This window comes from Cobetia sp. BL01, from assembly GCF_056493605.1.
In genome coordinates this window covers 158,930-171,792 of record NZ_JBVBEE010000004.1, presented here as the reverse complement: position 1 = coordinate 171,792, position 12,863 = coordinate 158,930, and the positions used below count along the sequence as shown (strand labels likewise).

General features: G+C 64.4%; 14 protein-coding genes. 4 read left to right on the top strand and 10 right to left on the bottom strand.

What is annotated here, in order from left to right:
* Positions 1-2 precede the first annotated feature (2 nt).
* The 3 genes from ACZYGA_RS09500 to ACZYGA_RS09490 form a co-directional block, all read right to left on the bottom strand.
* Complete coding sequence (locus ACZYGA_RS09500; RefSeq protein WP_077378875.1) at positions 3-1,367, bottom strand: sensor histidine kinase; 1,365 nt, start codon at positions 1,365-1,367, stop codon at positions 3-5.
* Positions 1,364-2,083 carry a response regulator transcription factor gene (locus ACZYGA_RS09495; protein WP_077378872.1) on the bottom strand — a complete coding sequence of 240 codons (720 nt, stop codon included), beginning with the start codon at positions 2,081-2,083 and terminating at the stop codon, positions 1,364-1,366. The genes ACZYGA_RS09500 and ACZYGA_RS09495 overlap by 4 nt, the downstream gene beginning before the upstream one ends.
* Positions 2,084-2,173: 90 nt before the next feature.
* Positions 2,174-2,653 carry a PepSY domain-containing protein gene (locus tag ACZYGA_RS09490; protein ID WP_174775669.1) on the bottom strand — a complete coding sequence of 160 codons (480 nt, stop codon included), beginning with the start codon at positions 2,651-2,653 and terminating at the stop codon, positions 2,174-2,176.
* Between the two features lie 254 nt (positions 2,654-2,907).
* Here ACZYGA_RS09490 and ACZYGA_RS09485 point away from each other — a divergent pair, with 254 nt between their 5' ends.
* Together ACZYGA_RS09485 and ACZYGA_RS09480 are read left to right on the top strand one after the other, a co-directional pair.
* Positions 2,908-3,720: a hypothetical protein gene (locus tag ACZYGA_RS09485; RefSeq protein WP_479399008.1), complete on the top strand. Its 813-nt coding sequence runs from the start codon at positions 2,908-2,910 to the stop codon at positions 3,718-3,720.
* A gap of 273 nt (positions 3,721-3,993) precedes the next feature.
* Positions 3,994-4,347, top strand: a complete 354-nt coding sequence (locus tag ACZYGA_RS09480) for a hypothetical protein (RefSeq protein ID WP_077378868.1) — start codon at positions 3,994-3,996, stop codon at positions 4,345-4,347.
* A 115-nt stretch (positions 4,348-4,462) separates the two neighbouring features.
* Here ACZYGA_RS09480 and coq7 read toward each other — a convergent pair whose 3' ends face one another.
* Positions 4,463-5,128, bottom strand: coding sequence for a 2-polyprenyl-3-methyl-6-methoxy-1,4-benzoquinone monooxygenase (gene coq7 / locus ACZYGA_RS09475; protein ID WP_084209398.1), 666 nt, complete (start codon positions 5,126-5,128; stop codon positions 4,463-4,465).
* A gap of 261 nt (positions 5,129-5,389) precedes the next feature.
* Positions 5,390-5,731 (bottom strand): histidine triad nucleotide-binding protein, encoded by a 342-nt coding sequence (locus ACZYGA_RS09470; RefSeq protein WP_084209399.1) that lies wholly within the window; start codon positions 5,729-5,731, stop codon positions 5,390-5,392.
* A gap of 274 nt (positions 5,732-6,005) precedes the next feature.
* Between ACZYGA_RS09470 and ACZYGA_RS09465 the strand changes: the two genes are divergently transcribed.
* Positions 6,006-6,782: an RIO1 family regulatory kinase/ATPase domain-containing protein gene (locus tag ACZYGA_RS09465; protein ID WP_479399007.1), complete on the top strand. Its 777-nt coding sequence runs from the start codon at positions 6,006-6,008 to the stop codon at positions 6,780-6,782.
* A gap of 28 nt (positions 6,783-6,810) precedes the next feature.
* On the opposite strand, the gene ACZYGA_RS09460 is transcribed toward ACZYGA_RS09465, so the two are convergent.
* The 4 genes from ACZYGA_RS09460 to phaR all read right to left on the bottom strand — a co-directional run bounded on the left by ACZYGA_RS09460 (position 6,811) and on the right by phaR (position 10,386).
* Complete coding sequence (locus tag ACZYGA_RS09460) at positions 6,811-7,683, bottom strand: phosphoribulokinase (RefSeq protein ID WP_479399005.1); 873 nt, start codon at positions 7,681-7,683, stop codon at positions 6,811-6,813.
* Positions 7,683-8,138, bottom strand: coding sequence for an acyl-CoA thioesterase (locus ACZYGA_RS09455; RefSeq protein ID WP_479399004.1), 456 nt, complete (start codon positions 8,136-8,138; stop codon positions 7,683-7,685). Before ACZYGA_RS09455 ends, ACZYGA_RS09460 begins: the two co-directional genes overlap by 1 nt.
* Before the next feature lie 267 nt (positions 8,139-8,405).
* Entirely contained in the window at positions 8,406-9,698 is a 1,293-nt protein-coding gene (gene purD / locus ACZYGA_RS09450) for a phosphoribosylamine--glycine ligase (RefSeq protein WP_479399002.1), read from the bottom strand.
* A 166-nt stretch (positions 9,699-9,864) separates the two neighbouring features.
* Positions 9,865-10,386: a polyhydroxyalkanoate synthesis repressor PhaR gene (gene phaR, locus ACZYGA_RS09445; RefSeq protein ID WP_084209401.1), complete on the bottom strand. Its 522-nt coding sequence runs from the start codon at positions 10,384-10,386 to the stop codon at positions 9,865-9,867.
* 198 nt (positions 10,387-10,584) lie between these two features.
* On the opposite strand from phaR, the gene ACZYGA_RS09440 reads away from it, so the two are divergent.
* Complete coding sequence (locus ACZYGA_RS09440) at positions 10,585-11,310, top strand: 16S rRNA (uracil(1498)-N(3))-methyltransferase (RefSeq protein WP_479399000.1); 726 nt, start codon at positions 10,585-10,587, stop codon at positions 11,308-11,310.
* A 4-nt stretch (positions 11,311-11,314) separates the two neighbouring features.
* Here the strand turns inward: ACZYGA_RS09440 and ACZYGA_RS09435 are convergent, their stop codons facing one another.
* Positions 11,315-12,652, bottom strand: a complete 1,338-nt coding sequence (locus tag ACZYGA_RS09435; protein ID WP_136939079.1) for a deoxyribodipyrimidine photo-lyase — start codon at positions 12,650-12,652, stop codon at positions 11,315-11,317.
* Between the last annotated feature and the right edge of the window lie 211 nt (positions 12,653-12,863).

Genomic DNA, 12,863 nt, shown 5'->3' with positions numbered 1-12,863 from the left:
CATCAGGCCGTGGGCTTGGTCCCCACCAGCGGTGAGCTGGGCAGCCAGACATGCGCCGCCAGGCCGCCCAGAGCGGAGCGCTCCAGCCTCAGCTCGCCGCCATACAGCGCCATCAGGTCGTCCACGATCGCAAGCCCGAGTCCTGAACCGGAGCGCCCCTCATCGAGACGTGCACCACGCCCCAGCGCGGCGGCGCTCTGCTCGTCGCTCATGCCCGGGCCATCATCCTCGATGACCAGCAGCACACCGCCATCGCGGGACTCGCTGGTCACACGTACCTGCTGCTGCGCCCATTGCAGCGCGTTCTCGAGCAGATTGCCGACCATCTCCTGCAGGTCCTGCGGGTCGACGCGCACACCGGCATCATCCTCCAGCGCGAGGCTGAGAGTGATGCCACGCCGGCTCGCCAGGCGCCCAAGGCCATCGAACACCGGCCCGGCGGCCTCGCGCAGACTGACTCGCCCACTGAGATGCGCACCGCCCGCGGCACTCGCCCGCGCCAGATGGTGACGCACGGCCTCATCGATACGTCGCAATTCGGCATCGATGCGGGCGCGGTCCTCGCCATCAAAGCGCTCGGACTGGGCCTTGAGCACACTGACTGGCGTCTTGAGCGCATGCGCCAGATTGCCCGCCGCGGCACGCCCACGCTCGATCAGGCGTTGATCTCGCTCCAGCACTGCATTGATCGCGCGCGTCAGCTCTGTCAGTTCAGGCGGCAGGCGTGTTTCCTCCAGCCTGTCTGCCTCACCCTCCGCGACCCGCTTGAGGCGTGCCCGCAACCGCCGCAGCGGTGCCAACCCCCAGCTGATCTGCGCGGCGGAACCACACACCAGCAACGACGCCAGCGCGACAAGCGCTCCCGCCAGCAACCACTCGAAACGCGCGACCTCGGCGTCCACCTCGCTGCGACTCGCCGCCACCATCACATGCAGTGGCTGGCTGCGGCCCGGCAGGCGAATATCACGCTCGATGGCGCGCAACGACTGATGACGCGGTCCGTCGAGATCCCGGCTCAGGAACCCGTCGGCACTGATCTCATCGCGAATCGGCAGGCGTTGATCCCACAGCGAGCGCGAGGTCAGCACATTGCCGTGGCGATCGGAAATCTGCCAATACCAGCCGGAGTAGGCCTGATCGAAACGCGGATCACCCAACGAGCGCGTAAGCCCCGGACGGCCTTTCTCGCGATCGAACTGGATCGCGGCGATCAACACCTTCGACAGCGACAGCAGCCGCTGGTCAAAGGCTGTCGTCACCGCATCCCGAAAGCTCCACGCCAGCCCCAGTCCGGTCAACGGCATGACGATCAAGGCGATGACCAGCGAGCCACCCAGCAGTCGCCGGCCGACGGACAATGGCTTCATGCGTCGCGGCCGTCCGCTCCCGCTGCGCCGGCCCCGTCTGCGCCACCCGATTCGGCATCCGGGTCGCGCAGGCGATAACCGCGGCCGCGCAGGGTCTCGATACGCTCAGCCCCCAGCTTGCGACGCAGGCGGCTGATCTGGACATCGATGACATTCGAGTCGGGTTCGTGGTCGCGATCATAGACATGCTCGACCAGCTCCGAACGGCTCACCACGCCGGGCACGGCATGCATCAGGTGCATCAGCAACCGCGTCTCCTGTGCCGTCAGTGACACGGGGCGCCCCGCCAGGCTGACGGTGCCGCCATGCGTATCACAGGCCAGATCCCCCAGCTTGAGCACCGGATGGGCATGCCCGCGCGAGCGACGCACCAGCGCGCGCAGGCGGAAGATGACCTCGGCCGTCTCGAAGGGCTTGGTCACGTAATCATCCGCACCGGCAGAGAAGCCGGCCGCCTTGTCCGACCAGCGCTCACGCGCCGTCAGCACCAGCACCGGGACTTCGATGCCGGCCTCACGCCACTGGGCCAGCCAGCGGGTGCCATCACCATCCGGCAGGCCAAGGTCCAGCACCACCGCATCATAGCGCTCGGTCTGCACCAGGAAATCGGCATCGGCACCATTGACGGCATGCTCGACCAGCACATCTGCCTCACTGAGGCGTGCCATCAGCGCTTCGGCCAACGGCATGTCATCTTCCACCAACAATATCTTCATGAATTCTGGGCACTCCTGGGCAGTCGCTATCCGGTGACGAATACCGCGTCACGGCATCACACGAGGACACTGCTGCAAGCATAACGGTCCTCAGGGGTCTTCGGCACCCTCAAGACCGCCCGTTGGCTGACGCTCGCTCAGGGTTGGCGACGGGCCTGCCGGGCTCTCGAGAGCATGACGGCGCATCGCGTCCAGATTGACGCCACGCACCTCTCGCAGCTCTCCATCCGCGGCCCGTACGGTGAACTTGGCCATCTGGCCCTGCGGCCCGAGCATCTCGACCTCGTAGATCAGCTCGCCATGGATGTCTTCAAGCTCCACCTCGACCACCTGCCCCAGCCAGTCACGCTCGAGACTGTCCAGCAGTTCAGACAGTGAAATGACACGGCCGGCAGCCACCTCATCGTGCAGGCTACGCCAGCGCTCACTGTCACACAGCGCATGCGGCGGCATGGCCAGGACACCGATCAGCAAGCCGCCCAGCCCCAGGCACAACCATCCATAGCGTTGCCGCCATTGGCTGACGCGGGATGCGCTGGCGCCTGTCTGGGCCTTGCGGGGAGTCGGCATGACGGAAAACCTCTTGAATTGCGGCGGGTCTGGTGCGCCGCGACGGGCGCTGATGCTCGACAAGCATCCTGGCAATGGAATGTGCAAGCAAACCTGCGTTGGAACAGCGCGGACGCCAGCGGATGCGCACGGATGACCGCATGCCGCAAAGACTGACAGGCAGCAATGAACCTCAGATGAATCCCCCTCTCAGTGTCATGCAAGGTCGCATGTCTCACAGTGAGGCCATGTTCCACTGCCTTGAGGAGGCGTCCATGCCGTCATCTCCTGCCTCTCCCAGTGTGAAGGAGGCTCGCTCTCGGGCCATCAGCATCCGGCTGGCGGGGCGCTCCATCGTGAACCTTCGCCAGCGTCTGGGAGCGGGCGCTCTCGGCCTGATGCTGGGCTCGGTGCCCGCCTATGCCAATGGCATCGAGGATCTCCCTCCCCAGCATCGACTGAGTGCTTCCACGCTGGGCACGGGGTTGGATGACACTCGTCGCGAGGTGGCCGCGCTCGCCACGGCGAGCGGGCACAGTCCTGACAGCTCTGGCAGTCCTGACAGCTCTGGCAGCCCTGACAGGCGTGCTGCGGGGATGGGCGATGACAATGGCGATGCCACGTCAGGGCAAGCGGCACCGGACTCGCAGCGCGATCACGAAAGCTCTCACGAAAGCTCTCGCCTCCTGTCCACGGGGCTGGCTCCGGAACTGCTGACCCAGCTGATGATGCGAGCCAGCCACAGTGGGATGCGTCAATTCAGTGGCATGGACATCGTGGCGAATCAGGTCCGTTTCACCGGCTGGGGGCGAGACGGCTGGGAGATGGAACTGTCCATCAATCGCGCGGATGGCGAGCTGATCGATGAGGCGCTACGCCGCCAGACCCGCCAGACGGAGGAAGGGGCAATGGGGAGAAACAGCCTGCGTCAGACCTTGAATTTTGCCGCCAGCGACGGCATTGAAAGAATACGCAGTGTCGACGTGGAGGCGCATGCCATCCGAATCGTCGGACTGGACGGGCAAGGCCGACAGCAGACCCTGTCCTTGAGCCTGCCCACCCTCGCCAGCACGATGCCGGGCGGATGACGCTCGGACCTGACGGCCTCCACCGCGCCCCTGCGGACACGACAATCGCCTTGACGACAACGCTGCCAACCTCGATGCTGAGATCATGAGGCAGCCAAAGGCATGACGAATCTCGCAGGGGCCTGCAGTACCGCCCTGGCTCAGGTGCTTCAGGCGCTGACAGCCAAATGAGACACCCCACTTTCCAGACCCGATACCCCCGACCATCCACCTTCACACATCGGGTCTTCCCTGCCCGGCCCATCGGCCCGGCAACCATTGCGGAGAATCAACATGCAAGGCCAACAGCACAACACTCTCTGGAACCAGGCTCGCCAATGGCAGGCCAACGCCGGCAACCAGCGTCCTTCTCAAGGCCTGTCCGGCCTCAAGCTGGTCGCTGCCTGGCTGATCGGCGGTGTCGTCATGATCTTCAGCCTGTTCGCGGCACTGATCATGATGGTACTGGGCATCATCATGCTGCCCTTCATCCGCCGGCGCATGAAGAAGCGCATGAGCGAGATGCAACAGCGCATGCAGGAAGCCCAGGACAAGGCCAACGGCCGCCAGAACTATTCGCGGGATGCGACACGCGAAGACGGCAGCAGTACCGCGACGCTGGATGGTGAGTACCAGGTCAAGGAATAAGCCCCGACACCGATGACCGATTCAGGGTCACACGACGCAAGAAGGCCGCCCCACGGGGCGGCCTTCTTCGTTTCAGCGACCTGACGCTACGCAGGCAAGCTCAGGTGCCTGACCCTCACACGCGATAGACGCTGGCGGTCATCACCTTGGACATCAGCCGCATGGCGCTCTTCAGCGGCCCCGGGAAGCGATGTCCTCCGGCCTCCAGCGCCCATTGCTCATGATGCGCTTCATCGATCTCCATCTGCCGCAGCACCGCGCGTGAACGCTGATCGCCCTCGGGCAGTGTCTGCTGGTGCTTCGACAGATGCTCGCCTACCAGCTCCTCGGTCGCGGCCACGAACCCGAGGCTGACCTTGTCGTTGATGGCGCCGGCCGCTGCCCCGAGCGCAAAGCTCGTCATGTAGAACAGTGGATTGAGCAGGCTGGTATTGGCATCCAGCTCGACGAGACGTGCATCGCACCAGGCGAGGTGGTCGATCTCCTCCTGAGCGGCAAGCTCCATCTGGCTGCGCGTTTCCGGCAGACGCGCCGTGAACCCCTGGCCCTGGTACAGCGCCTGGGCGCAGACTTCACCGGTGTGATTGATGCGCATCAGACCGGCAGCATGCTGACGCTCCGCATCACTGATCTCGCTGTCCACGATATCGCCTGCCGGGGTAGGTCGTGACGGCTGAGCCGCATGAGGGACCAGCGTGCGCAGAACGGTATCGAACTGATGGATCAACTGGTCGGCGCGACTGTGGTGACGTTGTGCCTGACTGGCGGTGGGGTGCGTCATGTAAGAACTCCTGCACGGCGTGAGCAATGCCACCATCTTACGCAAGGCCCCCACTCACGGTAAGGGGCAGAGTGACGCTGTCGTCGTCGGCACGTCTGAGTCTCGCATCGCTCCGACATCTCCTGCCTGCAGCCTGCAGAACAAGACCGGGCATGACGCTTTCACGTCATGCCCGGTATGCGCCCGTGTGCCGCACGCTTGTATATCGCTAGCCGCTACCTGCCCGCGAACCGCCGGTACAGGCGCCTGCTCTACGCCGGCTCAGCCAGCCGGCCAGGTGAAGCGGCGACCACCCATCAGGTGCATGTGAATATGATAGACCGTCTGGCCGCCATCTTCATTGCAGTTCATCACCACACGGTAGCCATCGTCGGCGAAGCCGTATTCCTTCGCCAGTCTGGCGGCGGTGTACTGCAGGCGTCCCACCGTGGCCAGCTGGCTTTCCTCGATATCATTGAGCGTGGCGATGTGCTGCTTGGGAATGATCAGCACATGGGTCGGCGCCTGAGGGTTGATGTCATTGAAGGCCAGCACCTCCTCATCCTCATAGACGATATCGGCGGGAATCTCGCGATTGATGATCTTGCAGAACAGACAGTCCATGACACCTTCTCCCTCGACAATGACGTCGCCGCCAACGGCAGCGCAAGGTGCAAGCGTAGCGTCAGCACCGCAATGGGCCAAGCCCCGAGACAATGATCACCAAGACAATGATCACCGAGACAGTGATCACCGAGACGCCCCCGATACCGACAGGCTTCTGCGCATGAGACGAGTGTCGCTGGATGGGCAACAGAATGATTCACTCACGACGGTGGGCGGACTCGCTAAATGATAGGATAATCATTGTTACCTCGCTAACAAGAAGCCTGCCGTCATGCGCCTGCAAACCTCCTTGATCCCCTCCCTGCACAAGGCGACTCACGAACTGGACGCCACCGGCAGGGCCACCACAGGTACAGTGACACCCAAGGCATCAGTGGCCACGCCTGACGCGGACACTGCCGGGACGCTGACACGCGAACCGGCGGCAGAGGACTTTCTGCAGCGCGCCAAGGGCTTTCTCAAGGCGGAAGTCTATCTCACGCACCTCGATGGCCAGACGGTGGTATGCAAGGACTACCGTCGTTATGCCGGCACCCCGGCGGCACTGGTCGCGCGCTGGCTGGTCCGTCGAGAACTGAAGATGCTGAGCCGCCTGGCCGGCTGGACGCATGCACCGCGCGCCATCGCACGCGTCTCCCCGCTGGCACTGGCCATGGAATACATTCCCGGCCCTCTGCTGAGCGATGCGCAGCTGGATCCCGCGGCGCATCCAGGACTCTGCCAGCAGCTGATTCTCGTCGTGCAGCAGCTGCATCAGCGCCGCATGGCACACAACGACATCCGCGGCTCCAACGTCATACTGCGCGATGGCATACCGGTCCTGATCGATTTCACCTCGGCGGTGCGGCTGCCGCGACTGCCGGGCACGGCCGGTGTGATGCGCATGATGCGTCGCTTCGACCTGCGCCACTCACTCAAGCTCAAGCAACGTACGCTGGGGCTGCCGCTGCGGCCACGCGAGGCTCGCCTGCTGATGCGTAGCGGTCGCCTGAATCAGGTATTGCGCCTGTGGAAGAAACGCATCCTGCCGCGTCTCAAGGGCCGGTGACGCGTCCTGCTCTCGCCGACCTCACGTCTCAGCGGAAACGGCGCTGGGCCAGCAGACTCCTGACCAGCGGCGTGATGATCAGCTCGATGGCCAGTGCCATCAGGGCACCCGGCACCACCAGCGTGTGCGGGCGCGACATGAAGGAGCCCTGGATCATCGCCAGCAGATAGGGGAAATCGACGCTGCCCGGATCACGGAAGTGCACGACGACCATCGACTCGGCATCGGTGGGAATGTCCTGCGGCTCGAAGGGGTTGGAGGTATCCACCGTCGGTACGCGCTGGAAGTTGATATGGGTACGCGAGAACTGCGGCTGGATATAGCGGACGTAGTCATCCATGCGGCTCAGGATGGTATCGACCACCGCTTCCTGGGAGTGGCCGCGCAGCTTGGTGTCCCGGTCGATCTTCTGGATCCACTCGAGGTTCATGGTCGGTGCCACGCCGATCAGCAGATCCACATGACGCGCGATGTCATGCTCGGGCGTCACCAGCCCGCCATGCAGGCCCTCGTAGAACAGCAGGTCCGTGCAATCCGGCAGCGACTGCCATTCGGTGAAGGTCCCGACCTTGTAGCCCGCCTCGATCATGCGCTTGTCTTCGGCATGGATGTAGTGACGGTGCGTGCCGGAGCCCTGCTCGCCATACTCCATAAACAGCGCTTCCAGTCGATCGAGCTGGTTGGCCTCGACCGCGAAGTGTGACAGCTCGCGCTTGCGCTCCGGCGCCTCCTGGAACATGCGTACCAGTTCATCGCGGGTATAGCGGTGAAAGGCATCACCATCCACATAGGCGGCATGGATCGACTCACGCGAGAACATGCGCTCGAAGGTCCGCATGACCGTGGTCGTCCCCGCACCGGAGGAGCCCGTCACGGCGATGATCGGATACTCCCGCGACATCAGCGCGCCACCTCGCAGGCCAGCGCCGCGACCGTGCGCTCGATCTCATCACTGACGCGTGCACTCGGCACGGCCAGTCCGTCGGGGCCGGCAAACACCAGCCCGACCCTGACAGTGGCCAACACGCTGCCGTCACCGACCCGCACCAGACGATGATGGACACCCAGCCCCTTGCCGGACACGAGGTCCATGGCAGTCTCCACCACCAGCGCATCGCCCAGCTTGCCTTCCCCCTGATACTGCACGGCCAGATCGGAGACGATGCTCATGAGGCCATCGACATCCCATTCCGGGAAGCCGAGTGCCTGCCAGGCCTGGCCACGTGCCTCGTGCGCCAGGCTGACCACGCTATCGTGACCGAGATGCTGGCCATAATTGATATCGCTGACACGAATCGTCATCGCATGACGATGCACCAGGCGCTGCTCTGGGAACTCGAGCCGAATACGCTCCATGAGGACTCCTCGTCGGCGAGACGGAAATGGACGATGACGGCGGAGTCGCCATGCTTCCCCGATGCCATGCTCAAGGCCGGGGAGACCCATGGGCCGCCGTTCATGCGTGAACAAGTGATGATGAAGGTTATCGCACGGCCGACACCGACATGACCAGACTCTCGACACGATGGTCGTAGAATGGCCGACGCGAGAATCACGGTGCGATAACGACAAGACCCGGCCAGAAGCCGGGTCTTGCAGACAATGCGCTGATGCCGGACAGGCTCAGGCGTCGCCACGCTCACGGGCGATGGCACGCCAGGCGATGTCACGTCGCACCAGCACGTCCTGCCAGTCGATGGCGTCCACACCCTCGTAGGCACGCTCGGTGGCAGCGGCCACGCTGTCGCCCAGCGCGGTGACGCACAGCACGCGACCGCCACTGGTGACCACCTGCCCGTCCTTTTCGGCGGTGCCGGCGTGGAAGACCTTGCAACCGGTCGCCTCGGCAGCATCGAACCCGGTGATGACATCGCCCTTGCGGTATCTGGCCGGGTAGCCGCCTGCCGCCAGCACCACGCCGACCGCCGCGCGGGAATCCCACTCGCAGATCTGGGTATCGAGGCGCCCGTCTTCGGCGGCCAGACACAGCGCCACCAGGTCGGACTTCAGACGTACCATGATCGGCTGGGTCTCCGGATCACCGAAGCGGCAATTGTATTCGATGATCTTCGGCGCGCCCTGGGCATCGATCATCAGGCCGGCGTACAGGAAGCCGGTGTAGGGATGTCCCTCTGCCGCCATGCCACGCACGGTGGGCAGAATGATCTCGTCCATCACGCGCTGGTGCACATCGGCGGTGACCACCGGTGCCGGAGAATAGGCCCCCATGCCACCGGTGTTGGGGCCGGTATCGCCTTCACCGACCCGCTTGTGGTCCTGACTGGTGGCCATCGGCAGCACGTTCTCGCCATCGACCATCACGATGAAGCTGGCTTCCTCGCCATCAAGGAACTCCTCGATCACCACGCGTGCACCGGCATCACCGAAGGCGTTGTCCTCGAGCATGTCACGCACGGCGGCGCGAGCTTCCTCGTCGGTCATCGCGACCACCACTCCCTTGCCCGCCGCCAGACCATCGGCCTTGATGACGATCGGTGCCGGGTGGGCGGCCAGATACTCAAGCGCCGCATCGACCTCGGCGAAGGTGGCGTAGTCGCCGGTCGGGATGGCGTGACGCGCCAGGAAGTCCTTGGTGAAGGCCTTGGAGCCTTCCAGCTGGGCAGCGCCGGCCGTCGGGCCGAAGCACTTGAGCCCCGCCTCGCGGAAGCGATCGACCACGCCGATCACCAGCGGCGCTTCCGGGCCGACGATGGTCAGCTCGATGGCGTTGTCCCGCGCGAAGGCGACCAGAGCATCGAGATCGTCAGCGGCAATCGCCAGATTGGTCAGCTTGGACTCGCGCGCCGTGCCCGCATTGCCGGGGGCCACGAAGACCTCCTCGACACGGGAGGACTGGGCGGCTTTCCAGGCCAGCGCATGTTCGCGGCCACCGCCGCCGATGATCAGGACCTTCATCTTTTCAACCTTCATGAGCCAGTGAGGATCAAGGCTGCCCGCAAGACACGGGCGACCGAGGAAATGTCAGGCTGCGCATTATGGCAGAAAGGGGCTCCCCTCGGGACGCCCCTTTTCACATCAACGCGATTTCATGTGATTTTCATGCCGGCCGACCAGGCATCACTCAGCGTGTGCCCTCGGGGTCGTGAGCCTCGCCGTCGTCGTTCGTCCCGCCCTCCGGGGCATCATCGGCAGAGCGTGAGCTCGTCCGGCCCCGGTTGATGCCGCCCCCCATGGCCTGCTGCCAGAAGCGCAGATTCTCTTCGGCGACTTCGCGCATCATTTCCATGGGCGAGTGACGCATGGCCTGGGACCATTGCTCCTGCATGCGCTGCTGTTGCTCCATCATCAGCCGCGTGCCCTGCTCCAGATACCCCGCCAGCGGCAATGGCTTGGCCATCGCATAGATGCGGATGAACTGCTCCAGCAGCTCGTTGGAGAAGACTTCGGCCTCACCATCGCCCTGCTCCTGCTCGATGATGATGGTCAGCAGAATGGTACGCGTGAGGTCCTCGCCGCTCTTGGCGTCCTCGACCTTGAAGACCTCTTCCGCCAGCACCAGGCTGCGCAGGTCCTCGAGGGTCACATAACGGCTCTGCTCGGTATCGTAGAGACGCCGATTGGCGTATTTGCGGATGACTCTCACGGATCAAGCTCCTGTCGATTTTTCTTCATTGTGCACTCAAGGGGGGGCACTGCAAGGAAAGCCGCTTCCACGCGGCTGATCCACTCCCGCCACGCCCCGGGCAATCGCCCCCTTCGCTGTCATTTCGCCGGAGCCGAGCCATCTGGCGTCCATGCTAGAATGCCGCCTCTTTTCCTCCTGTCTGTCTACGGTATCGCCATGAACCTTATCCTGCTCGGCGCTGATGACCTGCTCGCCTCCGACCATGCACGCGTGACGGACCCGCGCAGACTGCGCCATCTGCGCGAGGTGCATCGTGCCGCTGTCGGTGACGAGATGACCCTGGGAATCGAAGGCGGGCTGATCGGTCGTGGACGCCTGGAGCGACTGGACGCCGAGGTGGCCGAATTCAGTCTGCGTCTGGAGCGTCAGCCGCCGGCACCACTCGATGTCCATCTGCTGCTGGCGCTGCCACGCCCGCGCATGCTGGCGCGCTCGCTGGAACACGTCACGGCGCTGGGCGTGAAGCACATCACCCTGCTGCATACGCGGCGCGTGGAGAAGAGCTACTGGCAGTCGCCGGAGCTGAAAGAGGAAAAGATTCGCCAGCATCTGGTGCTGGGACTGGAGCAGGCGCGCGACACCATCATGCCGACGGTCACGCAGGAGACATTGTTCAAGCCATTCGTGGAGGACAGACTGCCGGACCTGATGGCCCCGGAGAGCGCCGTGAAGCCGCGCGGCATCATCGCGCACCCGAGCATGCCGCAGGAGTGCCCGCGCGCGGTGAGTGAGCCGGTGATCCTGGCCATCGGCCCGGAGGGTGGATTCGTGGACTATGAGGTGGAGCAGTTCATGAAGGCCGGCTTCGAGGGCGTGCACCTCGGCGAGCGCATCCTGCGCGTCGAGACGGCGGTCACGGCGCTGCTGGCGCGACTGGGCTGAGACCTCACACCGGCTGACCCGCCAGATGCCGCCACTCCCCCCAGTGGACGGCGGCATCGAAATCCAGCAGACAGTGCTCGAACCAGCGCGCCCCGAGTCGCCAGTCTCCCCCGGCGGCAAGCCATGCACGGGCCAGATGCTGGCGCTCATCCCACGGCAGCCAGCCTTCCCGGGTCAGCCTGTGCATGGCCCGGTCCACCCGTACGTCGCCCGTGCGCCCTTCGCGCCAGCGCTGGAATGCCACATCGCAGGCCGCCTCCTTCTCAAGCGCCTCGCCATACCAGCCCATCAGCGATTCCTCGGGCTGCGCTTGCAGGACCCGCTGCCAGTACTCGCGCTGGAGCAGCACGGCCATCAGCTGATGCGCCGCGAGAGACTCCCCCATTTCCCGTCGATGTTCCGCCAGTGCCTGCAGGATGCGCCGCGGACTGATGCAGCCCTGCGCCAACCAGGCGGACAGGCGCCAGGCAGCCTGCACCTCGGCATCCTCTGATTCCGGACGCGACCAGACGAGGGAAGACAGCTGCTCGCGCGCCGGCTCCTCTCCGCCTTGAAGCGTGGCGATCTCCCCCACCGGTTGCCAGGCGCTGGCCGTGGCGCACACTGCCTCCAGCGGCGGGAAACCGCGTGATGCCGATTCCGGCCATGGCGGCAAGGAACACGGCAGCCCCTGCAAGGGATTTCGCGAGGCATGACGCGTCCACCACTGGGCATCATCGAGACGCAGAGACATCGCCCCGCATGACGCCAGCGCTGGCGAGAGCCGCGAGGAGGCGGGCAATTCCGGGGCGGCGAGAGACATCGCCTTCGCACCGTGGGCCGGGCTTTCCATCACATACGGAGGCGTCCACAGGGCCGTGGGCTCCTGCGTCGCATCCCGCTCGTCCAGCGGCTCCAGCACGAGCCCTTCACGTGGGTGGCAATGCAGCCGGGTACTGGCAGGAAGTTGCGCGGCAAGACGCTGAAGATTGCCGGCATCATCCGGGGTGCGGGAATGACTGACTTCCAGGCAGTCCACGTCATGCTGGCGGACCTGGGCCAGCACCTCGCTGACGGGATCCCCCACTCGCACCAGCAGATCACTGCCGCGGCGCAGCAACATGCCACGCAGGTTCATCAGGCTCTGCCAGAGGAGGCGAAGGCGGGCAGGTCCCAGGCGAGGCAGACCCTCGACAGGCGTCAACCAGCGCTGGTCCAGCACGTACATGACCAGAAGTTGATAGGGGCGACGGACACTGGGCAGCGCGAATACCGGGTTGTCTTCCAGACGCAGGTCATGACGCAGCCAGACAAGTGACGTCTCCGGTGGGCCGCCCGAATTCGTGCTGATGGCCTCTCGCATGCGAGCTCCAAAGCGTTATCGGCGTATAATATTTGTACAATAAATAGCCCGCTCTGTACAACACGCTGTCCGATCAGGGACCTCATCCGACCTGCCGCCCGTGCGCTGGCGAGAGGTGCAAGTGCGTGATACATTCGAGAGGTTAGGTCACGATCCACCAATGTTTTCAACAAGATCGCGCAAGTGTCTCTACCCGCAAACACACTTGTCA

Bases quoted from the DNA above. Each gene is read 5' to 3' on its own strand.
- ACZYGA_RS09455 (WP_479399004.1), bottom strand. From the start codon at position 8,138: ATGGAGCGTATTCGGCTCGAGTTCCCAGAGCAGCGCCTGGTGCATCGT.
- ACZYGA_RS09435 (WP_136939079.1), bottom strand. From the start codon at position 12,652: ATGCGAGAGGCCATCAGCACGAATTCGGGCGGCCCACCGGAGACGTCA.
- ACZYGA_RS09465 (WP_479399007.1), top strand. From the start codon at position 6,006: ATGCGCCTGCAAACCTCCTTGATCCCCTCCCTGCACAAGGCGACTCAC.
- ACZYGA_RS09485 (WP_479399008.1), top strand. From the start codon at position 2,908: ATGCCGTCATCTCCTGCCTCTCCCAGTGTGAAGGAGGCTCGCTCTCGG.
- coq7 (WP_084209398.1), bottom strand. From the start codon at position 5,128: ATGACGCACCCCACCGCCAGTCAGGCACAACGTCACCACAGTCGCGCC.
- ACZYGA_RS09495 (WP_077378872.1), bottom strand. From the start codon at position 2,083: ATGAAGATATTGTTGGTGGAAGATGACATGCCGTTGGCCGAAGCGCTG.
- ACZYGA_RS09460 (WP_479399005.1), bottom strand. From the start codon at position 7,683: ATGTCGCGGGAGTATCCGATCATCGCCGTGACGGGCTCCTCCGGTGCG.
- ACZYGA_RS09440 (WP_479399000.1), top strand. From the start codon at position 10,585: ATGAACCTTATCCTGCTCGGCGCTGATGACCTGCTCGCCTCCGACCAT.
- purD (WP_479399002.1), bottom strand. From the start codon at position 9,698: ATGAAGGTCCTGATCATCGGCGGCGGTGGCCGCGAACATGCGCTGGCC.
- ACZYGA_RS09490 (WP_174775669.1), bottom strand. From the start codon at position 2,653: ATGCCGACTCCCCGCAAGGCCCAGACAGGCGCCAGCGCATCCCGCGTC.
- ACZYGA_RS09470 (WP_084209399.1), bottom strand. From the start codon at position 5,731: ATGGACTGTCTGTTCTGCAAGATCATCAATCGCGAGATTCCCGCCGAT.
- ACZYGA_RS09480 (WP_077378868.1), top strand. From the start codon at position 3,994: ATGCAAGGCCAACAGCACAACACTCTCTGGAACCAGGCTCGCCAATGG.
- ACZYGA_RS09500 (WP_077378875.1), bottom strand. From the start codon at position 1,367: ATGAAGCCATTGTCCGTCGGCCGGCGACTGCTGGGTGGCTCGCTGGTC.